This window comes from Levilactobacillus namurensis, assembly GCF_032197885.1.
GTDB lineage: Bacteria > Bacillota > Bacilli > Lactobacillales > Lactobacillaceae > Levilactobacillus > Levilactobacillus namurensis_A.
The window spans coordinates 1,802,059-1,828,130 of record NZ_CP134159.1 but is presented as its reverse complement, the minus strand read 5'-3'; the positions used below and the strand labels follow the sequence as shown (position 1 = coordinate 1,828,130).

The following is a 26,072-nucleotide window of genomic DNA, read 5'->3' as shown; positions in this document are numbered from 1 at the left end:
AGCACATTAGGTCTAGTTGATGGCCGTTGGTGCAGGACTGGATGCGAATGGAAAGGGAGGTGCGGGCACCGCTAGCGGGATGCCCGAAAGTCAATGAAGATTCGAAAATTAGTCGGGGTCCTACTGGCGTTAGTGGTCCTGGTTAGCGGCGGGGGACTCTTCTATCACCTGACGCGACCGGCAGCCGGGGCGTCCGTCCACCGCGCGGCGGCGTCGCCAAAGCATACTAAGCGGGCGGCCAAACCTCGTGCGACCGCAACTATGCCGCGGCGAACCCTGACGACCCGGCAAAAAGCTCGGTTGACCCGGCAGATCAAGCGCGATATGCGGGGTGTCGGTGGGCGTTGGTCCGTTCAGGTGATCCGGCTCACGCAGCCGACCGTGACCCTGAAGACGGGGAACCACGCCGTCAAGCGTCAACGCGCGGCCAGCACCATCAAGCTGTACATCATGCTGACCATTTATCAACAACACCAGCAAGGGAAACTTCCCCTGACGGCGACCACCCGACAGGCCCTGCGACGAATGATCTATAATTCCGATAACGCGGCGGCTAACCAGCTGATTGCAACGGCGGGAGGCCTGAAGTCCGTTAACCGGGTAATCCGCCAGCACCACTTTACCCAAACCGTCCTGGGCCGCCACCTGATGGATACGCGGGCGTTACAACGGGGCCACGATAACTGGACCTCGGTGCGGGACCTGAGCCGCTTCTTGACGTTACTTAGCCAGCACCGGTTGTTGGGAAAGACCGCCGACCGGCAGATGTTGGCGTTACTGCACCATTGCCGCAACCATTCCAAGTTGCCGTTGCGGGTCACGCACGCACAGGTCTACAACAAGACCGGCGAGTACCCGGATCTGGGGGTCCAAAATGATGCGGCCCTGTTCAAGACTACCAGCGGCCAGAAAATAGTGATTGTGGTACTGAGTCAGGGGAGTCACGCTGCCCGGCAGTACCCGGCCATGAACTGGTTGGGACGGGACTTGGTGCACCGATTGCGGTAAGGGAAATGATTCCTGCTAGCGTTTGGTTCCAGCGGGCGGATTTTTCCTGATTTTCCTGTATAATGGAGACGGTTACTTAAAACATCTCGAGGAGGTTGGATAGGCATGGATGACACACAATCAATGAATCCAAAGAAGTTCAAACGTATTCTAGTAGGGGTGGATGATTCACCGGATGCTCAATTGGCCTTCCAGTATGCCATGAACCGGGCCAAGTCGGACCAAGCGCAACTGGTGATCTGCTCAGTCTTGGAGTCCGACAACATGAACATTTACCAGGCCCTCAGCAAGGATTACGTGCACGGAAAGCGCGACGACCTGTACGACCACTTACAACGGTACAAGGATCTGGCCGAACGGGTCGGACTGACCGACGTCAAAGTCGTGATTGGGGAAGGCGACCCTGGCGAAACGATTGTTAAGTCAATTATTCCTGCCGTCAAACCCGATTTATTGGTCGTAGGATCGTTGTCCAAGGGTGGCGTTCGTAAATATTTTGGGAGTCAGGCGGCCTATATGGCAAAATATTCTCCAATCTCTGTAATGATTGTCCGGTAACGTTTTCACGGTGCTTTCATAATAAAATTGAAAATTATATTCAGGTAAACGCTTGAATCCCGAAAAAAAGTTTCATACAATAGGCCTTATGCAAAGTGATTGAAATTAATTTCGGCAGATTGATTTTATCAGAATCGAGCATAAGAAAAGAGAGAAAAAGAATATGCAGTTTGTGATTTTGCTTTTGGGTATTTTACTTCTGCTTTTCCTGATTATTCGGGTGAAGTTAAACACCTTTGTTTCCCTAATTGCGACGTCCATTTTAGTTGCATTAGGACTGGGGATGAACCCCGCTAATATTGCGGATTCCATTAAAAATGGGATCGGTAGCTCAATGGGTGAGCTGATCATCGTCTTTGGATTTGGTGCGATGATTGGCCGACTAGTTTCTGACGCAGGGGGTTCTTACCGGATCGCGCGAACGCTGATCAACGTCTTCGGGAAGAAACGGTTGCAAGTTGCTATCGTGATTGCCTCGTTTATGATCGGAATTTCCCTGTTGTTCGAAGTCGGGTTAGTTCTGGTTACGCCAATTGTGTTCGCCGTTGCGCTGGAAGCCGACGTGCCATTCCTCTATCTGGGGATTTCGATGGCCGCGGCCCTCTCGGCGACGCAAGGATTCTTACCACCACAACCATCGCCAACCGCCGTTGCAACGGCCTTGGGCGCCAACGTGGGGGAAATGCTGTTAATCGGGATCATCGTGGCGATTCCTTGTGTGATCGTTGCGGGTCCTATCTGGACGCGGGTCATCAAGAAGTTCAGTCCCGAATTGTTCGTGGTCAAGAAGTCCTTACCTGCCTTCGGTGAAGTGAAGGAATTCGACTTAAAGGAAACCCCAGGATTTGGGATGTCTGTCTTGACTTCCCTGTTCCCAGTGGTCTTTATGGCCTTAGCGACGATTTACCAAATGGTCGCTAACGGCGGAACGGCACCGAAGAATCCGCATGGATTGGATGCCGTGATCACGATGGTCGGGAACCCCGTCATCGCGATGGTCATTGCCTTACTGTTCGCTATCTGGTCCATGGGGATTCACCGGGGCCGTTCGATGAAGCAAATCAGTGGGACTTTGGAATCCGCTATCAAGTCGATTGCCATGTTACTGATGGTTATCGCCGGTGGGTCCGCCTTCAAGCAAGTGCTGATTGACGGTGGTGTCGGGAAAGCCGTTCAAGACTTGATGTCTAGCTCCAAGATGTCACCAATCGTGTTGGCTTGGTTGATTACGGTGATCTTACGGGTCTCACTGGGGTCCGCAACGGTCTCCGGGATGACTGCCGCCGGATTGATTACACCGTTGATGCACACCTTAGGTGCCGACCCAGTCATGATTGCCTTAGCTATCGGGGCCGGCTCATTAGCTGCTTCACACGTTAACGATGCTGGTTTCTGGATGTTCTCTGAATACTTTGACTTGAGTGTCAAGGATACGTTCAAGGTCTGGACCACGTTGGAAACGGTGATTTCGATTGTCGGTCTGCTGATGGTTCTGTTAATGAATATGTTGTTCCACTAAACAACTAAGCAAAGGACTACCCCGTGGGGTGGTCCTTTTTTACTTGGCTGCACCGTAGGACAAAAGGGTTGTGTGGATCAGCGCCTTGCCGGGCGGCCAGACAGGGCTACGCTAGGCATCGTTAACCAATTAGGTTGCCTTCGTCTTGACTGACAATTCTGGGATTATCCAGCTTACGATTCTAAGACTCGCTGGCAAACTACTTTTAGTTTCAAGTTGGATTTTGAATCGTTGTATGGTTGTTCATGTCGTACTGGTTGGGAGAAGGTAGCTGTAGGTGAGCAGAAAGGGTGACGATGGATTAGCCGGTAAGGCGCTGGCTAGGACAATGTTAACTAATCTGGTAGATAAGGACCCAACAACTAAAAAATCCCTAAAGCCCATGAAGGCCTTAGGAATGTGAAATGGTGCGGATTACTTTTCTTCGCGAACGATGTACTTCGGTCGGTGCTTGGTTTCCAGGTAGATTTTACTGATGTATTGACCCAGGATACCCAGGCAGAAGAGCTGAATTCCGCCAATCAGGAGAATAATGACCACTAGTGACGGCCAGCCCGCGACGGATGAGCCGCCGTTGGTCAGTGCCCGGACCACCACGAAGATGAGACCAATCAGGGACAGGAAGAACGAAATACTTCCGACCCAAGTGGCCAGCCGCAGCGGGGCGTTGGAGAAATCAATGATGCCCTCAATTGAGTAGGAAAAGAGCTGACGCATGTTCCAGTGCGTGGTTCCGGCCGCCCGAGGTTGACTTTCGTAGGTCAGGTAAGTGGTCTTATAGCCGACCCAACTGAAGATTCCCTTGGAGAACCGGTTGAATTCGGGTAGGTCAAGCACCGTGTTGACGAACTGGCGCGTCATCAACCGGTAATCACGCGCGTTGGGTTCGATCCGGACATCGGAGAGGTGATTGATGACCCGGTAGAAGCTCGATGAGAGAAAGGCCCGGATACGGCTTTGACCCCGCCGGTCTTTCTGGATGGTCCCGACACAGTCGTACCCGTCCTCTTCGATTAATTTAACCATCTTAGGTAACAATTCTGGGGGGTCCTGCAGGTCCACGTCCATCACGGCCACATAATCCCCGGTGGTCGCTTGGAGCCCGGCAGCTAAGGCAGATTCCTTCCCGAAGTTCCGGGAGAATGAGCGGTAGTGAACGGTCTTAGGGTGGGCTTCATGCAGGGCCTTCATCTCCGCCAGAGTGTTGTCCGATGAGCCGTCGTCCACGAAGATGTATTCCGGGACAATGGTGGGCGTCGGCAAGTTCATGGCGTCGATCACCTTGCTAACGGTTTGGAAAAATAGTGGAATAGACTCCTCCTCGTTATAACAAGGAACGACTAAGCTAACTTTTTTCATAATTAGACATTCCTTTCATACACGCTTAATTTTACAGCAAACAGGGGGGAATAGCCATGACAATTCCCGAACAAAGGGGTTTAGTTAAGTCGCGAGAGCGTAAAATATCTTGTGTAAATGCATAAAAGATTTCTGAATTGTATAGAAATAGGGAATGCCTTCCCTTATGATATTTAGTAACCACAGAAAACATCACAGGAGGCATTCCCCATGAATGAACTTACCACAGAAATTATCGCTGCACTAGCCCAAAAGCAAGATTTGGACGAAGTTTTTCGTCACCACCTCGAAATTGCGATTAACCAGCTGCTTCAAACCGAATTGGCAGAGTTTTTGGGTTACGAACGCTACTCATACGCTGGGATTAACACTGGTAATAACCGCAACGGCAGTTATGAGCGCTCGTTTGATACGAAGTACGGCCAACTTAGCTTAACCATTCCTCGAGATCGCAATGGCCGGTTTGAAAATCATACCTTGCCAGCCTACGGTCGGCACAGTGATAATTTAGAAACAACGGTCATTCAGTTGTATACCAAGGGAATTACCACTGCTGAAATTGCCGAACTCATTGAGAAAATGTACGGTGCTCACTACTCCAAAGCCACGGTTTCCAACATGACTAAAGCCGTCAATGAACAGGTTCAAGCTTTCCAGCAACGGCGACTGGCTTCACAATATGCGGCCATCTTCTTAGATGCCACTTACTTGCCGTTAAAGCGGGATACCGTTCAAAAAGAAGCCGTTCATATTGCGATTGGCATTCGTCCAGATGGTACGAAAGAAGTGCTGAACTACCAAGTGGCGCCAACGGAATCGACTGGAATCTGGACTGAACTGCTGGGAACCCTGATTAAGCAAGGTGTCAAAGATGTGCTGTTGTTTGTGGCCGATGGTTTAGTTGGTTTGGATGAAGGCTTAAATCGGCATTTTCCCAAAGCTAAACGACAACGTTGCCTGGTTCATGTTGGGCGTAATTTGATGAACAAAGTTCGTGTGAAAGACCGCAAGGCCGTGATCAGTGACTTTAAACAAGTTCATCGGGCCGCCAACCGTGAAGCAGCCGAACTGAAACTGAATGAGTTCGCCAACAACTGGCATCAGACCTATCCCAAATTAATCAAAGATCTGCTTAAAATGCCGAATTTACTCACTTTCATGGACTTTCCACCAGCTATCCGGCAATCACTATACTCCACTAACCTGATTGAGAACTTTAATAAGCATCTCAAGCGCACCACCCACCACAAAGAACAATTTCCAACGGAAGATTCACTGGATCGCTTCCTGGTTTCTCAGTTTAATGTTTATAACGAGAAGTCTCTGAAGCGGATCCACCGAGGGTTCAAAGGACTACAGGACACCTTGGAAGCATCATTTATTTAAGTTAGATACATATTATATGTACGAAGGCATTTCATTTACACAAGATTCTTGACGCTACCTAAGTCGCCGTTAGACGCGTTATGGTGACGCAACAGACGTGAAAAATCGGGGTGAGTTTTGCGCAGAAAGTGGGGGATTTAGCCCATGATACGAGCGTATCTGCTATAATTAACGGTAATCATATCTAACGGAGGGAAAACATGACGAAACCCATAAAAGTAATGACCGTTTTTGGGACCCGGCCAGAAGCCATCAAGATGGCCCCCATCATTTTAGCAATGCAGCAGCGACCGACGGAATTCACGCCGGTCACGGTGGTCACGGCCCAACATCGGGAAATGTTGGATCAGGTGCTTGAAATCTTCCATATTCACCCGGACTATGATCTGAACATCATGCGGCCCAACCAGACGCTGAGCGGCATCACGACGCGGGTACTCGACCATTTGGACCAAGTGTTAGACCAAGTGCAACCGGACATCGTCTTAGTCCACGGCGATACCACCACCACGTTTGCGGCCAGTGTCAGCGCCTTCTATCACCAGACCATGCTAGGCCATGTGGAGGCAGGTTTACGGACTTGGCAGAAATATTCGCCGTATCCGGAAGAAATGAACCGGCAATTAACGGATATTTTAAGTGACCTGTACTTTGCGCCGACGGAATTGTCCCGCCAGAACCTCTTGAAGCAGGCCCATCCAGACGATGACATTTACGTGACCGGGAATACGGCGATCGATGCGTTGAAGCAGACCGTGAACGCTGACTACCACCATGCGGTGATGGATGAGGTTCAAGACGGGCACCGGGTCATCCTATTGACCATGCACCGGCGGGAGAACCAGGGGGCGCCCATGCACGCCGTTTTACACGCGATTCGGCAGGTCGTGGAAGCCCACGATGACGTTGAAGTGGTGTATCCCGTACACTTGAGTCCAGCGGTCCAGAAAGTCGCACATCAGGAGCTCGACGGGATGGACCGGATTCACCTGATCGAACCGCTGGACGTGGTCGACTTCCACAACTTAGCGGCGCGTAGCTACTTGATCATGACCGATTCTGGTGGGGTGCAAGAAGAGGCCCCGTCGCTCAATAAGCCGGTGCTGGTCCTGCGGGACACCACGGAGCGGCCGGAAGGGGTCACCAGTGGGACGCTGAAGCTAGTCGGAACAGATCCCAAGAAGGTGACGCAGGCCATGGAGACCTTGCTGGACGACCCAGCAGCTTACGACCGGATGGCCCAAGCCAAGAACCCTTATGGCGATGGTCACGCAGCGGAATACATTTTACAAGCGATTCAGGAAAAGATGACGAAAAATTAATGGGGGCAATTTGAATGGCTGAGACGGCATACGACCGGGCCGAGATTAAGACGACCGAACAATTATCAGAAATTATGCGGGGGATTCACCAGAACGCACTGAAACATCACGAACGGTTCGACTATAAGATTCTGCGGAACGTCCACTTTGCGAACAAGGTGAAGAATCCCGTGACACAAGAGATGAATGACGGCGATTCCTGGCGGGTGATGCAGATTGATAACCTGCTGGTCACCTCGTTCGGGGTGATCAACGTTGAAAGCAAGTATTGGCGGGGGATGATCTTCCACGACCTATCCGATGAGATCTTTTCGTCGAGCCTGTCGGCCTTCTCCGCGGTGAACCTGCGGGGTCGAGAGAAGGACCCCACCAAGGCGTTGACCAATCAGTTGGACCGGTTCTTCCTGCCGAACTTATCGGAAGAAAATGAATCGCTGACGCAGGGGTACACGCTGAGCCTGGAACAAGAGGGGCGTGACAAGCGGTCCGTCACCTTGCATACGGGGATCAGTAACCCGGCGACGCAGGCGGAACTGTCTTCCAAGCTATTGGTCCGGTACATCAACAGTGAGATTACCATGCACAAGCAGTTGGAGAACAAGAACGACCGGATCATCGACTTTGTGAAACCACTGGTCTACTACAACTACTATGACCGTTACGACCGCAGTAACTCGCTAGTGGTCGGTAACAAGACTAAGCTGAATCCACGCGACGCCTATAATTGTACGGCGGTCGCTAACTACCACGATTTAGCAACCTTTATCGAAACGTTCCGGCAGGCTAAACGGGTCCGGTTCAGTCGCAAGACACTAGAGAAGATGATCGGCACGCTTAAGTTTGCCGAAGACTACGGGTCATTTTAACCAAAGGGGGGGCTGGCCGTGACTAAAGGGAATCGGTGGCAACAGCTGAAGCGGGTGGTGACCACGGTGTTGGCCCACTATAAGATGGCGAACGTGTCTGATTCGGCAGTGGTCCTAGCGTACTACCTGTTGCTATCGTTGTTCCCCGCGTTGCTGGTAATTGGGAGTCTCTTACCCTACCTCAAGGTGGATACGGATGCGGTGCTGACGGGTCTGGAGCCCATCGTCCCGTCCAGTATCTACCAGATGTTACGGCCCATTATCCATTCCTTTCTGAATGGCCAGAGTGGCGGCGTCCTGTCCATTGGGGTGGTCGTCGCAATCTGGTCAGCCTCCCGGGCGGTCGCGGCCTTTCAACGGACCGTGAACCGGGCTTACGGGGTGGCGCGGAACCAGAACGCCATGGTCAACCGCATTGCGGCCTTTTTCTGGATGGTCGGGTTGATCTTAGTGATGTTTGCCTTGATGCTGGCCTTTAGTTTTAGCCAGGTCATCTTGGAACAGCTGACGCCTATTTTTAACCTACCCACGCAGATTTTAAGCTACGTTAACGCCTTGAAATGGCCGGTGACGTTCGTGGTAACTTTCCTGATCCTGATGATCCTCTTCTTCTTCGTGCCCAACGCACGGTTGAAGTGGCGGTTCGTTTGGCCCGGGGCGTTGACCGCGACCATCGGTTGGTTACTCCTCTCGCAGGCGTTCTCGTTGTATTTGAAGTATTTTGCCCACAATATCGATAGTTACAAGACTATTGGGACCTTCATCGTGTTAATGTTTTGGTTGGACTTCACGGGGATGATCTTGATGTTTGGGGCGGTATTGAACGCCGCGATTCAGGAGTTGGTCGATGGTCCGGCGGAGGAACAGGCGGCCTTGCCGACGTTATTACGCCGCCGTGCACATAAGCCGAAAAATGAGTGAACAGAGCCTAAAAAACGGTCGCGACAATAAGTCGTGACCGTTTGTCATCTCTTGAGTGGGCTGAATCGTTGTCAAATCTTTAGCGTTACTCGTCAGCCGGCCCATTGTGTTTGTGTTACAGTGGGGGAGCTGGGGGTTAACGCGTCGCCGCTTGGACCAGTTGGGTCGCAAAGGCGTCAAGTTGAGTAATCGCATCCTGGTCGGGTTCCAAGTTGATTTTGACGTTAGTAGCCCCCGCCTTAGCCCCCGTTTGGGCGAAAGCGGCCGCGAACTTATCGACGGACGTATTATAGTTCTCGCCGTAGAAGGTGTCGCCGGAGCCCGCCACGCCAAAGACCTTACCGGACAGATCTAAACCGGGCAGGTCTTCGTAAAAGTCGAGTCCCTCTTCGGGAAGGGAGCCCTCATCGTAAGTGTAAGGGCAGACCACACAGATATCGGCCTGTTGAAAGGCCGCAGCATCCGTTTGAGAGATTTCAGTTTCCGTGACCTGGCACCCCAGGTCCTCTAGTTTTTCGGTCACGATGTCGGCAACGTCTTCGTTGTTACCGGTGATGGTGGCAAAAACCACGTGAGCACGCAACATAAAAGTTCCTCCTTGGATTGGTCATGATTGCCATTAATTATAGCAGGCTAGAGGAATCGTGACTAGGAACCTTTTGAGCGAACCATGCTGTTTCCAACGAAGGGTTAATCGACTAACCAATAACGGGTCATCAGCAGACCCTAGAATCTGAAACCTGCTAGAATAGCAGGTGATCATACAGGAGGAAGAAAAAATGGCCATAATTACCATGATTCAAGCCCAGAAACGTGCCGGACGATACAACATCTATGTCGACGGTCATTACGCGTTTCCGGTCAGTGAGAACGTCCTGATCGACTTCCAACTGTTCAAGGGCATGGAGATCGACCAGGCCCTGGAAGCCAAGCTGACCGCCGCAGACGATGTCGCCAAGGCGTATAACCGCGCGTTGGACTACTTGTCCCAGCAATTGCGCACGGAAAAGGAAGTCCGGACCAAGTTGGTGAGCCTGGAGATCCCACCTGAGACCATCGACGCGACCATCGACCGGCTGGCGGAATTGCACCTGGTAGATGACGCCCATTACGCCGCGAGTTACGTGCGGACCATGATGCGCACCGGGGACAAGGGCCCACGGATTATTCGGCAGCACCTCCGGCAAAAAGGTGTCTTGGAACAACCACTGGACGACGCGTTGCAACTCTACACCGCCGCAGAACGGCGTACCGTGGGGATGGCAGTCGCCCAGAAGCTAGCAAAACGGTATCAGCGCCAAGCGTTCCACACGCAGGAGCAGAAGATTCGCCAGGGGTTGATCACCCGGGGCTTTGCCAGCGACGAAGCCCAACAGTGGGTCACGGATTTGGGCTTGGAACCCGATCCGGCGCAACAGCAGGCGTTACTCGCGAAGCAGGGGGAGAAGCTCTGGCACAAGTACCGGACGTTGGGGACGTCCGATCGGCGCTATAAGACCAAGCAGGCCCTGTATCGCAAGGGGTTTGGCTTAGACGATATCGACGGTTGGTTGGAACAACTGGATACCCAAGACGCGTAATCTCGGCATGGTCGTATAACGATACGTTAAAGCCGGTGACACGACTGATTTAGCGTTAGTCAAGATTGGTCCGAACACTGGCGTGGGGTTCGCGTGATTGAACGATGTCACCTAGACAGGGGGAGTCTAAAATGAAGACAAAAGTGGGGATTTTTGTCGTCGCCTTGGTTCTAGCTTTAGGACTGGGCAGTGGGTTAATGTATTGGATGAACAGTCAGGCGCAGAGTGACCCGGTCAAGGTCGCTAAGGTCAGCAGCAGTTCCGTGAGTCAAGTCAAGCCTAAGAAGCGCGCCCAGCCTAAGCGCAAGGCCACGCCGAAGATCAAGACCACGGCGGCAACGCGTAAAATCGATGCTATCTTGCGGGCTAACCGGTTCGTGGGCACGGCTTACGTGGTGCATCAGAACCGACCCATCTACCAGAAGGGTTTCGGGTACGCGGATGCGACCCTGCAGCGGAAGAATAACGCCAATAGCGTTTATCAGTTGGCTTCGGTACAGAAGTCCTTTACGGCGGGCCTGTTGATGAAGCTGGTCGCGGAGAATAAGGTGGCCTTGACGGATAAGTTGGCCAAGTACTACCCGCAAATCACGGGGGCCCAGGAGATTACGCTGCGGGACATGTTGGACATGAAGAGTGGCTTGTACCTAGAAGCCTTCCCGAATAAGCTGACCAATGAAAATCAAATGATCAAGTTTGTGTTACAACACGTGATCAGCACGCCCAGCAAGATTGGCCGCTGGGAGTACTCACCGGTGAACTACATGCTGATTGCGGGGATCATCCAGCAAGTCAGCGGGCAAAGCTACCGGCAATACTTCACGGAAAATATCATTCAACCGTGGGGATTGACCCATACGGGCTTCGTCTTTAAGATGAACCATCAAGCTGATGAAGCCTTGGGGTACAAGAACCAAAACGTCAGTGACGTGGTGCCGAACTACGCCCACCGGTACTTTGAATCCCGGACGTCGATGTACTACCAATTCGGGACCGGGCAAGTCTACATGTCGGCACGCGACTTGTATTTGGGTGAACGTAACATGTTACAAGGCAAACTGTACCCACAAGCGGACGTGAACACGCTGTTAACGCCGGGGAGTGCCTCCACTTATGGGGGTGGCGATTACATCCAACCTGGTTACATTCGGGTCCACGGCCTAGCTTATGGTTACGAAGCCACGGCCTTACTGAGTAAGGATGGCCAAGACGGTGTGGTTCTTTTGACTAACTATTACCGGCAGAATCAACTGGCCCAGACGCCCGCCGTGCAGATTTGGAACATGCTGGAAGCGGGACAACTGACTAGTAAATAAGGGAGCTCCACGAAAAAAGGTCTCGTTCCTGTCATTTGACGGGAGCGGGACCTTTTTGATGAGCCACTGGGAAAAGCCTAAGCTTTGGGCCGGCTGTCGTAGGCGCGTTTGGACTTGTAGCCGGCTTGAAAGACTTCGCGCATCTTGGCGATGTGGCGTTGCTGGGTCGCTTGGGCTTTGACCCCGAAGATGAACCGGGCCCATTCGCGTTGGTACCCGGGGGTCAGGTTCTGGAAGAACGCTTGAAGGGTCGGGTCGTCGGCCAGGAGGTCGGCGACTTTAGGAATCAGGGGTTCGAAGCTTGCTAGGGATGCTTGTGCCATGTTAGTCACCTCATTTTCTCTTTAGTTTACCAAAAATCCGAACGGAACCCCAATGTCTTTGTTGGGATTACGGGAAAGGTATTCATTAATACCCTTGAATCTGGTATAATATTGAATGAATTTTTTAAAGTTACCCGTTACTTAGAAAGTAGGGTTTAGACATGACGCGCGAAGCTAGAGGACCTAAGGAAGGCGACTTCATTACGATCAAAAGCTACAAGCATGATGGAAGTTTGCATCGAACTTGGCGCGATACCATGGTACTCAAAACAAGCGAAAACGCTCTGATTGGCGTCAATGACCATACCTTGGTCACTGAGGACGACGGGCGTCGGTGGGTGACCCGAGAACCCGCCATCGTTTATTTTCACAAGCATTATTGGTTCAACATCGTGGCGATGATTCGGGACAACGGCGTGTCGTATTACTGTAATCTGGCATCCCCCTATGTCCTGGACAAAGAAGCGTTGAAGTACATTGACTACGACCTGGACGTTAAGGTGTTCCCGGATGGCGAGAAACGCTTACTCGACGTTGATGAGTATGAAGATTTCAGTCACCGCTGGCATTACGGACCAGAGACGGACCGGATCTTGAAGGCGAACGTGTTGACGTTGGTCGACTGGATCAATCATCATAAGGGCCCGTTTTCCCAGGCGTACGTTGATCTATGGTACCAACGTTACCAAGAGCTCTTGCGGCGTTCCCATTAGGAAGGTCGGCATGGACCAGTAAGAGTTGTCTTCCGTACCACTAGGGGCCAGTCCATCGTGGCTGGCTCCTTTTTTTGAAGGAGGTGTGCGCAGTGAAGTGGGCTAACGATTCGCGACTGATCTTTTGGTCGCTAGAACTGTTGATTGTAGCGACGCTGATCTGGGTGTGCACGCAGATCAGCTTCCTGTTTTCGCCGATTGGGGTGTTTCTCTCCACGGTCTTCACGCCGCTCTTATTGTCCGGTGTTCTGTTCTACCTGCTGAACCCCATTGTCCGCTTCTTAGAGCGCGTTCACTGGGGGCGGGTCCACTTCAACCGGACGGGGGCCGTTGCCGTGGTCTTCGTGCTGTTATTGGCGGTCTTGGCGTACGGTGCGGCTTGGGTGGTGCCCCGGTTGGTGAACCAGGTGACCAACCTGATCGGTAACATCCCCGACTTTGCCCGGTCAACCGAGGCGGTCTTACAGGACGCGGCGCGACACCCGTGGCTCAAGCAGATTGATTTCACCAAGTACCTCGACCAGATTCAAGCGGCCTTCAGCAAGTATGCTGAGACGTTCGTGACCGGGCTGACCACGGGTATCGGCAGCCTGATTGGGACGGTGACCAGTGTGACGGTCACGGCTGTGACCGTCCCGGTCATGCTATTCTACATGCTCAAGGATGGGGAGAAGCTGATGCCGGCGATTCGCAAATGGCTGCCGGCCAAGCACGCCGACCAGACCATGGAGCTGCTGAAGCGCATGAACAGCACGATTGCCCGCTACATTGGCGGTCAAATCGTCGAGTGCCTGTTCGTGGGGACCTTTACGGGCGTGGGCTACATGGTGATCGGCCAGAAGTACGCGTTGCTGTTGGGCGTTTTTGCGGGCCTGTGCAATTTGATTCCGTACGTGGGGCCCTATCTGGGAATCCTACCGGCAATCATCGTGGCCTTCACCATCAGTACCAACATGGTCATTTACGTGATCGTGGTGGTGGTCATCGTCCAGCAAGTGGATGGCAACCTGGTCTACCCCAACATCATTGGTCGGTCGTTGCAGATTCACCCCTTAACGATTATCATTATCCTGTTGGCAGCGGGCAATATCGCGGGGCTGCTGGGGATGATCTTGGCGATTCCGCTGTATGCGGTGGTCAAGACCATTGTTCAGTACCTCTATTCCATCTGGCAACTAGAACATCCCGTGGCGTCTGACCGCGAGATTCTCAAGAAATGACTAACGTTTGCGGTTATAAGTTGACGTGACCGCTGAATATGCTACTATTTATTTTGTTATTGGATTTTTTCACCTGTTGACCACTAGCCGGCCACTGATTGGCCGGAAGCTGGTGGCCGGCGGCGAAAGGTAGTGGCTAGAGCGTTCATGAACGCGACCTAGCCTAGAGAACCGCCCAGTCGAGCGCAGGCGTCAGGAAATCGCGTCACGGGCTGGCATTGATGATTTAGATGACGAAAGCTAAAGGAGGTATGGGCGTTAAGGTTAGTGACGGACGCCCAACTTAAAATGAAAAAAGTAATTACGTATGGGACATTCGATTTACTTCATAAAGGACACGTGCGGTTGTTAAAGCGGGCCCGGGAAATGGGTGACGACTTAACGGTCTGCGTTTCGACCGATGAGTTTAACGCAATCAAAGGGAAGCGCGCCTACACGTCTTATGAAGACCGGAAGTACATCTTGGAAGCGATTCGGTACGTGGACCACGTGATTCCAGAAAATAACTGGGACCAAAAGATTCGAGACGTTCAAGAAAACAACATCGACCTCTTTGTGATGGGGGACGATTGGAAGGGCAAGTTTGATTTCTTGAAGGACTACTGTGAAGTCGTTTACTTACCACGGACGGAAGGTATCTCCACGACCAAGATCAAGCACGATTTAGGTCTGACGGATTCTGACGACTGGAAGGAAGACAAGTAACGTGATGAGGCAATCCTTAGTCAGCGACTAGGGATTTTTTCATAAGGGCGCGAATATGGAGGCAAACACCGTGCAGCAGATTATATTTTTAGTGACATCTCTGGAGGGCTTACATAAGCCGAACTTTACCAAGCAACTCAAGCAGGCCGCGCAGTACCAAGTGCCGTTAAAGGTCTTGGTCGCCTTGGTTGATTTCGAGCAGAATTGGGCGGTCCGGCAGTTCATTCAGCGGTTAGGCCAAGAAGATGCTCGGTTAGCGAACATTGAGGTGGTGACCTTAGCTGATATGGTCGCTGAGATGCCTGGCTTGGCCCTGACCGACCAGGAGCGGGGCGCCGTCGACCTGTCGGGTTACGACCAACGGCTCTTCGCGGACCAAAAGGAACAGGTCAAGCGGTACTTAAAGGACGGGCACTTGGTGGCGGAGTTGCGGCAGGAAAACGACGAGACGCCGATGGCCCTGCGTCTCTACCAGGAAGACCAAGTCGCACAGATTGAGACCTTTGGCCCCCAAGGTAACGTGGTCGGCGTCACCCACCTAGAGGGCGGCGTCCCGACTACCAGCTACCTGTTGAACAATCAGGGGCAGGCGGCCTTACGGTTCGTCCGGCACCAGCGGATGATCGAACACGTCTACAACTTAGGCAGTACGTCGGCGTTGAGTGAGACGGCCTTTAGTAACGCCAAGCAGGCCGTGATCGATGCGCATATGACGCAGCGACAACGGACCCGCGCCGAAGCGGCCAACGGCATTGACCACACGGAGGTCATTAACGCACCGGAGACCTATTACGGGGTCTTGGTCTACGCGACCTACCACCGCTTCACCGACGTATTTGCCTACTATCAGACGGTCCTAGACCGGGTGATGACCACCGAGACGCGGTTGTACATTGATTTAGCCGTGAACCCGATCATGTCGGCCCGGATGCCTCACCAGCTGATCTTTAATTACTAAGGAGTTATCTCATCGTGCGTGCGATTTTATCTGGATTACATCATAAAAAGAACCTACAAGAACTGGAATTCGAACTGATCGACGTGCCGGAACCGTTCGACGACCTGATGGTGACCTTCCTCGAGAAGCAGACTCAGGCAACGGTGACCGTCCCAATCACCCGGGTGGTTAACTCCCGCGTGGTCCGGTTGCGCATCGACGCCAACGACTTACAGGTCCCCAATAGCGAGCTGAGTGAGTTCAGCTGGGAACTCTACCTGAACATTCAACAGGACGCGACCCGGGGATTGATTCAGGTCGAGAGTGAATACTTGAGTGACCGGCACCAACTGACCCTGACCAGTTTCTACCAACTGAACAGCGACGCCAACGGGATGGCGCTCTTTAAGTTGCATACGCAACAACCTGCCGCTGAGTTCACCATCAGCGCCATCAACTTACAGGATAACCAGCTGCAGATCACGGGGCCCAACCGCTTGAATAATCAGCGGATTGAACACCAGCGGCTGGTCTTGAAGAACGAAAGCGCGGGGAGCTTTGCGGAGTGGCCAATCGCCAAGATGGGGCTCCACGGACTGTTCAGTGCGACGATTCCGTTGAACGAATTGGCGGCGAACAGCACCCAGGAGTTGTACATCCGCTCAACGTTTGAGGGCCAAGACCTGGATCAACGGGTCGTTTTAGGGAAGTCCTTAGCCGGGCAAGTCACCCAGACCATTACCGACCAGCACCGGTTGGTGGTCCTCGAGAAGCGTTACAACAACGGAATTCGGATTCGTGAGATGGCGGCACCGAGCTTGCCGCAACGCTTAGGCCACCTGCCAAGCAAGGCGGGGAGTGCCACGAAGCTGCTGAGTGTCTTGATGGAGAAGGTCAACTTAGTCTACATGCGCCGGCTCTTCAAGCGCGGACACCGGGCTTACGACCAACCAACGTTAATCTTCGAAAGTTTCGGGGGACGGCAGGTCAGCGACTCGCCGTACGCCATCTACCAGCTCTTCACACAGCTGTATCCGGGCTTCAAGTTCGTCTGGTCGATCGACCGGTCGCAGAAGAAGTTCTGTAAGCAAAACGGGATTCCGTTTGTGGTGCGGCGAACGGCCAAGTGGGTCCGGACGCTGGAAAAGGCGACCTTCTGGATCAGTAACGCGCGCTTCCCAGCTTGGGTCAAGAAGCCGAACTACGTCACGTACATTCAGACCTGGCACGGGACGCCGTTGAAGAAGCTGGGGCTGGACATCGAAAACGTCTCGATGCCCGGGACCACTACGGTCAAGTACCACGCCAACTTCGTCCGGGAGGCCAACCGCTGGGATGCGTTGGTCTCACCTAACGACTACTCGACGCAGATTTTCCGGTCGGCCTTTGGCTTTAACAACCAAATCTTAAAGGTCGGGTACCCGCGGAACGATGAACTGATCAACAGTTCGCCCGAAGACATCGTGGCCTTAAAGCAAGCGATGGGAATTCCGTTGGGCAAGAAGGTCGTGCTCTACGCGCCGACTTACCGGGATAACCAGTTCGCGGAGAAGGGAAAGTACACCTTCGAGTTGCCGTTCTCCCTGGATGACTTCAAGCAGAAGTTCGGGGATGACGCGGTCTTGGTTCTTCGGATGCACTACCTGATTTCGAACGCCCTAGACATCAGTGGGTATGAGGACTTCGTGTATGACCTGTCCAACCACCCGAGCATCTCCGACCTGTACCTGGTCAGTGACATGCTGATCACCGACTATTCGTCCGTGTTCTTCGATTACGCTTACCTGAAGCGGCCGATTCTGTTCTACCCGTACGATTACCACATGTACAAGGATGAACTCCGGGGCTTCTACCTAGACTACGAGAAGGACTTGCCGGGTGACATTGCCCATGACGAGTCGGAACTGTTGACCATGATCGGTGAGAAGCTCCAGACGCCGGACATGAGTCACAACCAGAAGTTCATGGACTTCTACCACCGCTTCTGTGCAATCGACGACGGGCTAAGTTCCCTGAAGGTCGTGAACTACGTGGTTCAACAAATCGAAAAGAATGGGTAATTTTTAAGAGAAGGAGAGTGGGACCAAAGGCGGTTAGCCAGTGAGCATTCACGTCGTAAGCTGGATAATCCTGGGGTTGGATTGTCTGGCTTACGGGGTTAGGCGGAGCTGGCTGCCGTTGGTCGCACGTTTCAGCACCGTATCGTTATCATTAAGAAAGGAGTCTGGGCGTCTTGTCCTAGGCTCCTTTCCTGCGTTTAGTCAAGGGCAAATTGTGAAAGTATTCGCCTTACCGGTTGGTCCTGAAGGGGCTGGAACGTGGTGGGCACGACTTGAAGCCCTGAAAGTGCCAGGTCTTCAAGCTCGGCCTTTGGGTAATCCGGGAAAGAACCCCGAATAACCCAAATGACACCACTGAGCCCCTTCAGAACCGCCCTCACGGCTAAATTGAGCGTATCAAAAATAGCGTTTTCTGACGTTTAAAATTGGAAGTATCAACATGTGGGATTGTTAAAACTAACTAATCAAGCGGACCCTATTAGTCCTCAAATTAATGGCATGCGTCATCATGCACTTGATGTTGTAAACGGTTGACAATTTTATTCACACAAACGACCATTGTAACTTTATCATGTTTAGGATGAGTTGTTTTAACTGATCATGGTCGTCAACAATATGGAAATCACAGTCTGTTGGCAAATCGTATCTCGATATGGTTACACGATTGTAAGCCGAGAGGACGGCCAGACAAGGCTCAGCCGTGAAATTTTCCTTGGTGAGCGTTTTTCAGCTCGCCTAGGAAAAGGCCAAACTTGAAGACCTGCACTTTGGGCTTTAAGTTGTGCCCACGGCGTTCCAGCCTTGTCTGGCCGTCCGGTAAGGCGGATGACTTCTGTGGAGAATGGACTTTTAAGCATCCTCACCGCCACACAAAAGCCCCTGGTGTCAACGGATGTTTCCGGTTGAGGCCAGGGGCTTTTGTGAGTTGTAAAGTTTTGTGGCTCAGTGACGTGGTGCCCAGTGGTTAGTTGCGGTTACTTTTTCAGGGGCCCCTGCGTTGCGTGACGGTAGGCGTGGGTACGCAAGTGGGTCTGGGCCTTAGTCGAGTGGGTGACCGTTGCAAAGTACTGGTCGAGAATCAGCCGGTAGTTGTGCTTGACCAAGTGAATATCAGGGGTCGTATGCTGGGTCAGTTGCCGTTGGGCCGCTGCGGCGAGTCGTTGGGACCGCTTGGATTGACCCGTGTGGTCGACTAAGTAGGTCACGTTACGGCTGGCCTTCTTAGCTTGGGGACTGACCGGCTGATGGGGCGCCTGACTGCCCGCTAAGGACGCGTGCATGTTCGTGGTCAGACTGGTAATTTCGTAGTACTGATTCTTCTTAACCCGGACACCCGCGTAGGTCTTGAACAAGAGGACGTTCAACAGACTGGCGATCACCACGATTCCCACCCCGCAGATGATCACGGTCATGGCTGGTCGAAAGGGCCGCCGGTGGCGCTTGGTCCACACTAGGGCGATCAGACCGCCTAGCGCAATCAGGGCGCCGAGACTAAAAAGCACTTCAATTAGGATGGCTTCCGTACTCGCCAACATAGTTGTTCACCTATTTTCTAATAGAATTCATTTTTTAATCATACCACTAATTCGCGTCTGACGGAAAGGAACCGTGAATTGTCGGGGTAAATGTGGTAAAATCAAAGCGCTGTGTTAAATCGACATGACCGGCCGTTGGGCGAACCTGCAACGGCCGGATTTCAGCTAAACCAGGTATCAGAACTTAACCTGCCCCAGTGGGGGTCAGAACTAAACTAAGATTTGCGAGGAAATACTATGAGTGATAATCAGTTAGCCGCGGCGGTCGACAAACGCCGGACGTTTGCCATCATCTCTCACCCCGATGCCGGGAAGACCACCATTACCGAACAGTTACTGCTGTTCGGGGGCGTCGTGCGAGAAGCCGGAACGGTCAAGGCCCGCAAGAGTGGGAACTTTGCTAAGTCCGACTGGATGGAAATTGAACAGAAGCGGGGCATCTCAGTCACGAGTTCCGTGATGCAATTTGACTACCAAGGCAAGCGCATCAACATCCTGGATACGCCAGGACACGAAGATTTTTCGGAAGATACTTACCGGACCCTGATGGCCGTCGACTCGGCGGTCATGGTCATCGACTCGGCCAAGGGGATCGAACCGCAGACCAAGAAGCTGTTTCAGATCTGTAAGATGCGGGGCATTCCAATCTTCACCTTCATGAACAAGCTGGACCGGGACGGTCGGGAACCCTTAGACTTGATCGCGGAACTGGAAGATGTCTTGGGCATCGAAGGCTACCCCATGAACTGGCCTATCGGGATGGGGAAAGAGTTAAAGGGCCTCTACGACCGGTACCATCACCGGGTTGCCCTGTACCGGAAGGACGCCGAGGACCGGCAGTACCTGCCGCTAAACGATGACGGTGACTTGGCCGTGGCCAGTGACTTGGCAGACGATGGCCTTTACACCGAAGCACGTGACAGTATGGAAATGATTGAGGAAGCCGGGAACCCCTTTGACGCCGACAAGATTGCCAGCGGGGACCAGACACCGGTCTTCTTTGGGTCAGCCTTGGCCAACTTTGGGGTCCAGACGTTCCTGGAAACCTATCTGGAATACGCACCGAAGCCGGCGGAACACAAGACGGCGGATGGCGACCGGGAGATTCAACCGACCGATCCGGAGTTCTCAGGCTTCGTCTTCAAGATTCAAGCCAACATGAACCCCAATCACCGGGACCGGATCGCCTTCGTGCGGATCTGCTCGGGTGAGTTCGACCGGGGGATGGACGTGATCCAAGAACGGACCGGCAAGAAGCTGCGTCTATCCAACGTGACGGAATTCATGGCTGACACGCGGGAAAACGTGGAAACGGCGGTGGCTGGCGACATTATCGGGCTTTACGATACGGGGAACTTCCAGATTGGCGATGCCATCTATACCGGAAAGCCGGCCGTGAAGTTCGAGAAGCTGCCGCAATTTACGCCGGAGCTGTTCGTCCGGGTCTCCGCCAAGAACGTCATGAAGCAAAAGTCGTTCCATAAGGGGATCAACCAACTGGTTCAAGAAGGGGCCGTCCAGCTCTACACCGCCTACACCACGGGCGATTATATTCTGGGGGCCGTGGGGCAACTCCAGTTCGAAGTTTTCCAGTTCCGGATGCAGAACGAATACAATTCGGAAGTTATCATGGAACCGATGGGCAAGAAGACGGCCCGGTGGATTAACCCTGACCAATTAGACGAACGGATGTCTTCTTCCCGGAATCTACTGGTCAAGGATAGCCAGGGTAACCCGCTCTTCTTGTTCGAGAACCGCTTTGCAGAACGCTGGTTCCAAGACAAGTACCCGGATGTTGAACTGACCGCAAAACTTTAAACGATAGTTGAGGAAGGCCGTGCGACCGATTGTCGCGCGGTCTTTTTTTCGTGATCCGGATGCTCTGGTCAGTTTAAGTGGGCTCACATTTAAAAATTGCTCCAACTTGGTTGTGTACAGTTAACTTTGCTAAAATTTAAGCGACAAACTTTAGCGAAGGAGGAAGCAGGGCATGCAACAGTGGCAATGGCGGCTGGGGTGGCTGGTGATTCTGGCGGCGTGGGTGATTCTGGGCCTAGCACCAGTACGGGCCCAGGGGGCGACCCTGAATCAGGCACTAGACCAGGCACCGCAGGGAATCAAGTTGGACGGGGTCTTTACTCCCGGACGAGCTCAGGGGAACGTTTCGCGGGTTAAGGAGACGGCTAACCCCTTGACACAGGCGGTGGTGGTGACCGATGACGTTAACCAGTTTGGGGCCATCTGGTCGACGGAGGCCAATTACTTCGACTTGACCCGCGACCAGCAGGTATCGATGTGGATGTACTTTGATCAGGACCGGGACGGTTATCGGGTGGCCGACGGGATGGCGTTTGTGTTGCAAAACGACCCGGTTGGGCTGCAGGCCAAGCCCAAGTTCCCCGGTAACCGGACGTCTGGCGAGACGCTGGGGGTCTGGGGGGTGGACTTTGACCGTTGGAATTCATCGGCACAAAATATTGCGGACAGCGCCATTCAAAGAAGTTGGGCGCTGGAATTCGACACCTTCGTGAACGGTTCCGAACAGCCGGGTGTTGCGGGGTCCTTCGACCACGACTTAACGGCCGCGCACATTGCGGTGAATTATCCGGCGCAGGCTAGCAGCTACACCATGGTGTTGAACCGGAAGTGGATTTTTGAGAAAAACTACTACGCGAAGATGCAGCATCGGGGTCTGATTCAGGCGGCTAATTCTGGCCAGCCGTTACTGGCGGATGGTCAGTGGCACCACGTGACGTTGCAGTGGGACGCTCAGAAGAGCCAGATGACCTATAGTTATAATGATAAACAGCCAGACCGGGACGCTAACGACCAATCGCAGTTGGTGAAAGCTGAGCGGCGGACCGTGACCATCGACCAACGGATCATTGACCCGCAGCACACGGGAAAGGTTCGCTGGGGCTTTACTGGCGCCACGGGAGCCCACGCCGCCAATAATCTGGTGGTCTTCGAGAATGTCCCGGACCTGGTGAACTCGACGGCCACGGCGACGCTGACGAATCGGACCCGGGGGACGGTGATTCAAGACGGCGACCGCATCCACAGTGGCGAGCAGGTCGAGTTGGATTATCAATTGACCTATTTAGGGGGCAAACAGGCCTGGGAACGTTTAGAGGGTAAGCTGCATTTACCGGAGCACCTCGACTTTACGACCGGGACCGTGACTGACGGGACTGGGACCCGCACGCCGTTGACCGCCGACCAGTTACACGGACATCAGTCCTTACCTTTGGGGACGTTGACCCAGCACCAGCCCACGGCCCATCTGACATTGCAAGGGACCGTCAGAGACGTTGCTGCCGTGACCGACGTTGCCCCGCACCTGAGTGTGTTCCAGTCCGCCAACGGGGTGGGGGTGGCCACGGCCAATACGCCAGGGTTTAAGGTCTATCCTCACCAGGAGTTGGTGGTGGACCTACCGCAAAAGGTCTACACGTTATATCCGGAAGAAACCACGACGATTTTGGGCCGACTGCATTTAAAGGACGGCGGTCCCGTGGTGGCGCACGATGACGTCTGGTTGTATCCGGTATTGAACGGCCGGACGCTGCCCCGGGTCCCGATTCGGGATGGCCAGATTCAGTGGACTCCCGACCCCCACCAGTTGAAGTGGGGACAGAACCGGGTCACGCTAAGTGCGCGCGATGCGGGGGGCAACGTGTCCCCACCGGTGACCGTGACCATCACGGTCGTGGGAACGCTGACGTTTGAGACCGTCTCGAAGCGGGGGAACTTTCAAGCCACCCGTCTACTGGGACACACCCAACGTGTCTGGCACACCAACGATTGGCAGTTACGGGTCTTAGATACGCGCCGGAGTGTCCGTCCTTGGCAACTGCAGGCCACGGCCACGCCACTGATTGACCCGCAACAAGTAGCGTTAGCCGGCCAGGTTATCTACCGGCAAGGCGCTACGGAACGGGTACTGAACCGGGTGCCCACGGTGGTCTACCAGGGCATCACGACGGGGGATCCGGTGACGGATATCACCCAGCATTGGACGGCGACCAGCGGGGTGGGCCTTCAGCTAGGCGGGGCAGCCTTGGCGGGGACCTACCACACCACCATCACCTGGCAATTGATGGACACTCCCAGTTAAGGGGATTGAAACATATTAAGGTGAGCTCTGTAGAACCGAAACGGTTTTACAGAGCTTTTTTTATGACCGTGGCCTATTTAAGGCTGAAGGTTGAACGTAGGTGCTTAGCCGAATTAAGAATCGGTCTTAAAATAAAACCGTGGCGATGATCATCCGCCTTACCCAAAGGCCGAGCTTGAAGACCTGAGATTTTTAGGGCTTACGTCGTGCCCACCACATGCCAGCCTCTTCAGGCCCAACCGGTAAGGCGGGTGCTTCAGTCTGTCCTAGGCTTCTTAGCGTCCCGTTCAGTTTTCGAAGGATTTATTTCGAGTTTTGCCTCGGGCGTTGTTTCCCTGGTTACACTTTTAGCCTATTGTGGTATATTGTAAACGAATTAACATATGAAGATGTTTACTCAAATGAATAGGAGAGGAGGAGACGGTTATGCGGTTAAAAAAGTGGCTTGGCTTATTGTTGGCGTTGGGACTGTTTATGACTGGCAGTGTGGCGGCTAAAGCGGATGCGGATTACGATAACGCCTTAAAGACTGCCCCCCAAGGGATTGCGTTGGACCAGATCTTTACGCCGGGGACCACCGCGAATAATAAGGCGGCCGTGGTCGACACCACGAACCCGGCGATTACGGGGACGCAGGCCGTGATGGTGACGAACGCCAAGAACCAGTTCGGGACGATCTGGTCAACGGACGAGAATGCCTTTGACTTGAATACGGATGAAAAGGCCTCCATGTGGATCTACTTTGGGAACCGCGGCAAGAAGGCGGCGGACGGGATGGCGTTTGTCCTCCAAAACGACCCTAGAGGATTAGGGGCTACCCCGACTTTCGGGAAGAAGGTTTCCGGGGAGACCCTAGGGGCCTGGGGGGTGGACAACAATAAAAGCCAAAGTGACGTTAACGAATTGGCGAAGTTGGCGATTCAAAATAGTTGGGCGTTGGAATTCGACACGCATCTGAACACCTCCAACTCGGCTAGCAACGCCGGGGATGCGGATTCGTTCGATGCTGGTGATAAGTTGACCGGACCGCATATTGCAGCGAATTATCCGGGCGAGGGCAGTAGCTACACTTATGTGGCCAAAAAGTCTGGGGTCTGGCCTCTGCAGACCACGGTCTACTACGCAACGCTGGACCACGGTAACGTGATTCAGGGCGACAACTACGACTTCCTGGCCAACGGGCAGTGGCACCACGTCACGCTCGATTGGGACGCGGCGGCCAAGCAGATGACCTACACCTTCGACGACAAGGATCCGGCGACCGGACAAGACCAGACCGGAACGACGCGGAGCATGACGGTCGACCCGAAGATCATTGACCCGGACAACACGGGGAAGATTCGGTGGGGCTTTACCGGCGCCACGGGAGAAGATTACGCCAACAATCTGATCATCTTCGAAGGGGTGCCGGGGTTAGTGGACGTTTCGGCGAAGAGCACGTTGACCGACCTGACCACCCAGCGGGAAGTCCAAGATGGTGAGGCCGTCTTGGGCCAGGATAAGTTGCGCCTAGATTATCAGCTGACCTATAAGGGTGGTAAGCAGGACTGGAAGGACGTCGTGGCTAAGTTGAATTTACCGGATAGGGTGGCTTTCAATCAGATTAAAATCACTTACGCGAACGGCGAAACGGCGGATATCGATCCCAGCGCCATTAGCGACCAGCAACTGACTTACCAATTGACGCAGGCCCTATCGCCCAAGAACCCCACGGCCACGATCAGTCTGACCGGGGAGGCGGCGGACGAGAAGCAGGCCTTCCAGATTCCAGCGGCGGTCGGCACTTTTTCCGCCGTGAACGGTGTGACCACTACGGATACGCCCGCCTTCACGCTGAATCCCAAGCTGGATATCGATCTGTACCGAATCTCATCCAAGGAAGTTACTATCGATGCCGGGGAGACCACCACGATTCAAGGTCAGGTCCTGATTCCCGAAGGAATTGTGTTGACCAATGATGATTTAATCGTGCATCCAACCGTTAACGGTCAGGCACAAGATAGCTATAAGATCAATGACCCGGACGATGACTTGAGTGGGAAGGTCCTCTTCACCCCTAAAGCCAGTGACTTGAAACCGGGGAAGAACACCGTGGATATCTACGTCAAAGACGTTTACGGGAACCAATCCAGTAGCTTTACCGTGACCATTAACGTCACGGGGGGCTTGGCCTTCGACAGTGTGGCGAAGCATAGTTCCTTTCAGGCAACGCAACTGACGGGGCAGACGCAAGAAGTGGGACGGACCAGTGATTGGGAAGTCAAGATTTCTGATACCCGGCAAGCGGGCTCGCAGTGGCAACTCCAAGTCGCTGCAACGCCGTTCAAGTCCCAAGATGGCGATACCCTAGCCGGCGAACTGGTCTACCGTAACGGGACCCAGAAGACGCCGGTGACCAGTACGGCTACGACCATCTCAACGGGGCAGGCTTCCGGGAACGGCGACCTGACCAACGTGGTCGATGACTGGAATCAACAGACGGGGTTGGAATTGACCGTCAACGGGGATGCCGTAAGCGGCAACTACAGCTCAGAGATCACCTGGACCCTGAGTGATACGCCAACGTGAGACACCACCAGGAGAATAGACCGCAAAAAGCCTCAGCACCAGGAGCAGTCCTGATGCTG

General features: G+C 53.4%; 21 protein-coding genes. 17 read left to right on the top strand and 4 right to left on the bottom strand.

All coding sequences use genetic code 11. From position 1 onward, the window contains the following. Nucleotides 1-93 precede the first annotated feature (93 nt). From RIN67_RS08885 to RIN67_RS08875, 3 genes are all read left to right on the top strand, one after another. On the top strand, nt 94-1,008 hold the full coding sequence (locus RIN67_RS08885) for a serine hydrolase (protein ID WP_265000237.1): 915 nt from the start codon (nt 94-96) through the stop codon (nt 1,006-1,008). Nucleotides 1,009-1,113: 105 nt separating this feature from the next. Beyond that, nucleotides 1,114-1,566 carry a universal stress protein gene (locus RIN67_RS08880; RefSeq protein ID WP_265000236.1) on the top strand — a complete coding sequence of 151 codons (453 nt, stop codon included), beginning with the start codon at nt 1,114-1,116 and terminating at the stop codon, nt 1,564-1,566. 163 nt (nt 1,567-1,729) lie between these two features. After that, on the top strand, nt 1,730-3,085 hold the full coding sequence (locus tag RIN67_RS08875) for a gluconate:H+ symporter (RefSeq protein WP_024748084.1): 1,356 nt from the start codon (nt 1,730-1,732) through the stop codon (nt 3,083-3,085). A gap of 414 nt (nt 3,086-3,499) precedes the next feature. Here the strand turns inward: RIN67_RS08875 and RIN67_RS08870 are convergent, their stop codons facing one another. After that, nucleotides 3,500-4,444, bottom strand: a complete 945-nt coding sequence (locus RIN67_RS08870; protein ID WP_265000235.1) for a glycosyltransferase family 2 protein — start codon at nt 4,442-4,444, stop codon at nt 3,500-3,502. 210 nt (nt 4,445-4,654) lie between these two features. On the opposite strand from RIN67_RS08870, the gene RIN67_RS08865 reads away from it, so the two are divergent. From RIN67_RS08865 to RIN67_RS08850, 4 genes are all read left to right on the top strand, one after another. Continuing rightward, on the top strand, nt 4,655-5,830 hold the full coding sequence (locus RIN67_RS08865) for an IS256 family transposase (protein WP_313825919.1): 1,176 nt from the start codon (nt 4,655-4,657) through the stop codon (nt 5,828-5,830). Between the two features lie 200 nt (nt 5,831-6,030). Then, on the top strand, nt 6,031-7,152 hold the full coding sequence (wecB, locus tag RIN67_RS08860) for a non-hydrolyzing UDP-N-acetylglucosamine 2-epimerase (protein ID WP_265000369.1): 1,122 nt from the start codon (nt 6,031-6,033) through the stop codon (nt 7,150-7,152). 14 nt (nt 7,153-7,166) lie between these two features. Further along, entirely contained in the window at nt 7,167-8,018 is an 852-nt protein-coding gene (locus RIN67_RS08855) for a nuclease-related domain-containing protein (protein WP_024748087.1), read from the top strand. 18 nt (nt 8,019-8,036) lie between these two features. Continuing rightward, complete coding sequence (locus RIN67_RS08850) at nt 8,037-8,939, top strand: YihY/virulence factor BrkB family protein (RefSeq protein ID WP_265000370.1); 903 nt, start codon at nt 8,037-8,039, stop codon at nt 8,937-8,939. 136 nt (nt 8,940-9,075) lie between these two features. Here the strand turns inward: RIN67_RS08850 and RIN67_RS08845 are convergent, their stop codons facing one another. Next, a complete protein-coding gene (locus RIN67_RS08845) occupies nt 9,076-9,525 on the bottom strand; it encodes a flavodoxin (RefSeq protein ID WP_265000371.1) in 450 nt (149 codons plus the stop codon). Between the two features lie 193 nt (nt 9,526-9,718). Here RIN67_RS08845 and recX point away from each other — a divergent pair, with 193 nt between their 5' ends. Together recX and RIN67_RS08835 are read left to right on the top strand one after the other, a co-directional pair. After that, nucleotides 9,719-10,519, top strand: coding sequence for a recombination regulator RecX (gene recX, locus RIN67_RS08840; RefSeq protein ID WP_265000372.1), 801 nt, complete (start codon nt 9,719-9,721; stop codon nt 10,517-10,519). Between the two features lie 131 nt (nt 10,520-10,650). Further along, entirely contained in the window at nt 10,651-11,835 is a 1,185-nt protein-coding gene (locus tag RIN67_RS08835; RefSeq protein WP_056944585.1) for a serine hydrolase domain-containing protein, read from the top strand. Nucleotides 11,836-11,912: 77 nt separating this feature from the next. Here the strand turns inward: RIN67_RS08835 and RIN67_RS08830 are convergent, their stop codons facing one another. Next, entirely contained in the window at nt 11,913-12,158 is a 246-nt protein-coding gene (locus RIN67_RS08830) for a YdeI/OmpD-associated family protein (RefSeq protein WP_024748092.1), read from the bottom strand. 161 nt (nt 12,159-12,319) lie between these two features. Here RIN67_RS08830 and RIN67_RS08825 point away from each other — a divergent pair, with 161 nt between their 5' ends. The 5 genes from RIN67_RS08825 (at nt 12,320) to RIN67_RS08805 (ending at nt 17,793) form a co-directional block, all read left to right on the top strand. Then, entirely contained in the window at nt 12,320-12,871 is a 552-nt protein-coding gene (locus RIN67_RS08825; protein ID WP_024748093.1) for a DUF402 domain-containing protein, read from the top strand. Nucleotides 12,872-12,963: 92 nt separating this feature from the next. Beyond that, nucleotides 12,964-14,091, top strand: coding sequence for an AI-2E family transporter (locus tag RIN67_RS08820; RefSeq protein WP_313872917.1), 1,128 nt, complete (start codon nt 12,964-12,966; stop codon nt 14,089-14,091). A gap of 288 nt (nt 14,092-14,379) precedes the next feature. Further along, a complete protein-coding gene (gene tagD, locus RIN67_RS08815; RefSeq protein WP_024748095.1) occupies nt 14,380-14,796 on the top strand; it encodes a glycerol-3-phosphate cytidylyltransferase in 417 nt (138 codons plus the stop codon). Between the two features lie 70 nt (nt 14,797-14,866). Beyond that, complete coding sequence (locus RIN67_RS08810) at nt 14,867-15,754, top strand: hypothetical protein (protein WP_265000375.1); 888 nt, start codon at nt 14,867-14,869, stop codon at nt 15,752-15,754. Nucleotides 15,755-15,768: 14 nt separating this feature from the next. Then, nucleotides 15,769-17,793: a CDP-glycerol glycerophosphotransferase family protein gene (locus RIN67_RS08805; RefSeq protein ID WP_265000376.1), complete on the top strand. Its 2,025-nt coding sequence runs from the start codon at nt 15,769-15,771 to the stop codon at nt 17,791-17,793. 974 nt (nt 17,794-18,767) lie between these two features. On the opposite strand, the gene RIN67_RS08800 is transcribed toward RIN67_RS08805, so the two are convergent. Further along, nucleotides 18,768-19,328: a hypothetical protein gene (locus RIN67_RS08800; RefSeq protein WP_265000262.1), complete on the bottom strand. Its 561-nt coding sequence runs from the start codon at nt 19,326-19,328 to the stop codon at nt 18,768-18,770. Between the two features lie 237 nt (nt 19,329-19,565). Here RIN67_RS08800 and RIN67_RS08795 point away from each other — a divergent pair, with 237 nt between their 5' ends. From RIN67_RS08795 to RIN67_RS08785, 3 genes are all read left to right on the top strand, one after another. Continuing rightward, entirely contained in the window at nt 19,566-21,146 is a 1,581-nt protein-coding gene (locus RIN67_RS08795) for a peptide chain release factor 3 (protein ID WP_024748099.1), read from the top strand. Nucleotides 21,147-21,318: 172 nt separating this feature from the next. Next, a complete protein-coding gene (locus RIN67_RS08790) occupies nt 21,319-23,445 on the top strand; it encodes a lectin-like domain-containing protein (RefSeq protein ID WP_265000261.1) in 2,127 nt (708 codons plus the stop codon). A 426-nt stretch (nt 23,446-23,871) separates the two neighbouring features. Further along, nucleotides 23,872-26,013: a lectin-like domain-containing protein gene (locus tag RIN67_RS08785; RefSeq protein WP_265000260.1), complete on the top strand. Its 2,142-nt coding sequence runs from the start codon at nt 23,872-23,874 to the stop codon at nt 26,011-26,013. Nucleotides 26,014-26,072: the final 59 nt, after the last annotated feature.

What these genes read in the sequence shown, in the direction of transcription:
- recX (WP_265000372.1), top strand. Translation starts at nt 9,719, where the DNA reads ATGGCCATAATTACCATGATTCAAGCCCAGAAACGTGCCGGACGATAC.
- RIN67_RS08865 (WP_313825919.1), top strand. Translation starts at nt 4,655, where the DNA reads ATGAATGAACTTACCACAGAAATTATCGCTGCACTAGCCCAAAAGCAA.
- tagD (WP_024748095.1), top strand. Translation starts at nt 14,380, where the DNA reads ATGAAAAAAGTAATTACGTATGGGACATTCGATTTACTTCATAAAGGA.
- RIN67_RS08845 (WP_265000371.1), bottom strand. Translation starts at nt 9,525, where the DNA reads ATGTTGCGTGCTCACGTGGTTTTTGCCACCATCACCGGTAACAACGAA.
- wecB (WP_265000369.1), top strand. Translation starts at nt 6,031, where the DNA reads ATGACGAAACCCATAAAAGTAATGACCGTTTTTGGGACCCGGCCAGAA.
- RIN67_RS08880 (WP_265000236.1), top strand. Translation starts at nt 1,114, where the DNA reads ATGGATGACACACAATCAATGAATCCAAAGAAGTTCAAACGTATTCTA.
- RIN67_RS08785 (WP_265000260.1), top strand. Translation starts at nt 23,872, where the DNA reads ATGCGGTTAAAAAAGTGGCTTGGCTTATTGTTGGCGTTGGGACTGTTT.
- RIN67_RS08790 (WP_265000261.1), top strand. Translation starts at nt 21,319, where the DNA reads ATGCAACAGTGGCAATGGCGGCTGGGGTGGCTGGTGATTCTGGCGGCG.
- RIN67_RS08835 (WP_056944585.1), top strand. Translation starts at nt 10,651, where the DNA reads ATGAAGACAAAAGTGGGGATTTTTGTCGTCGCCTTGGTTCTAGCTTTA.
- RIN67_RS08795 (WP_024748099.1), top strand. Translation starts at nt 19,566, where the DNA reads ATGAGTGATAATCAGTTAGCCGCGGCGGTCGACAAACGCCGGACGTTT.
- RIN67_RS08800 (WP_265000262.1), bottom strand. Translation starts at nt 19,328, where the DNA reads ATGTTGGCGAGTACGGAAGCCATCCTAATTGAAGTGCTTTTTAGTCTC.
- RIN67_RS08885 (WP_265000237.1), top strand. Translation starts at nt 94, where the DNA reads ATGAAGATTCGAAAATTAGTCGGGGTCCTACTGGCGTTAGTGGTCCTG.
- RIN67_RS08830 (WP_024748092.1), bottom strand. Translation starts at nt 12,158, where the DNA reads ATGGCACAAGCATCCCTAGCAAGCTTCGAACCCCTGATTCCTAAAGTC.
- RIN67_RS08855 (WP_024748087.1), top strand. Translation starts at nt 7,167, where the DNA reads ATGGCTGAGACGGCATACGACCGGGCCGAGATTAAGACGACCGAACAA.
- RIN67_RS08870 (WP_265000235.1), bottom strand. Translation starts at nt 4,444, where the DNA reads ATGAAAAAAGTTAGCTTAGTCGTTCCTTGTTATAACGAGGAGGAGTCT.
- RIN67_RS08875 (WP_024748084.1), top strand. Translation starts at nt 1,730, where the DNA reads ATGCAGTTTGTGATTTTGCTTTTGGGTATTTTACTTCTGCTTTTCCTG.
- RIN67_RS08825 (WP_024748093.1), top strand. Translation starts at nt 12,320, where the DNA reads ATGACGCGCGAAGCTAGAGGACCTAAGGAAGGCGACTTCATTACGATC.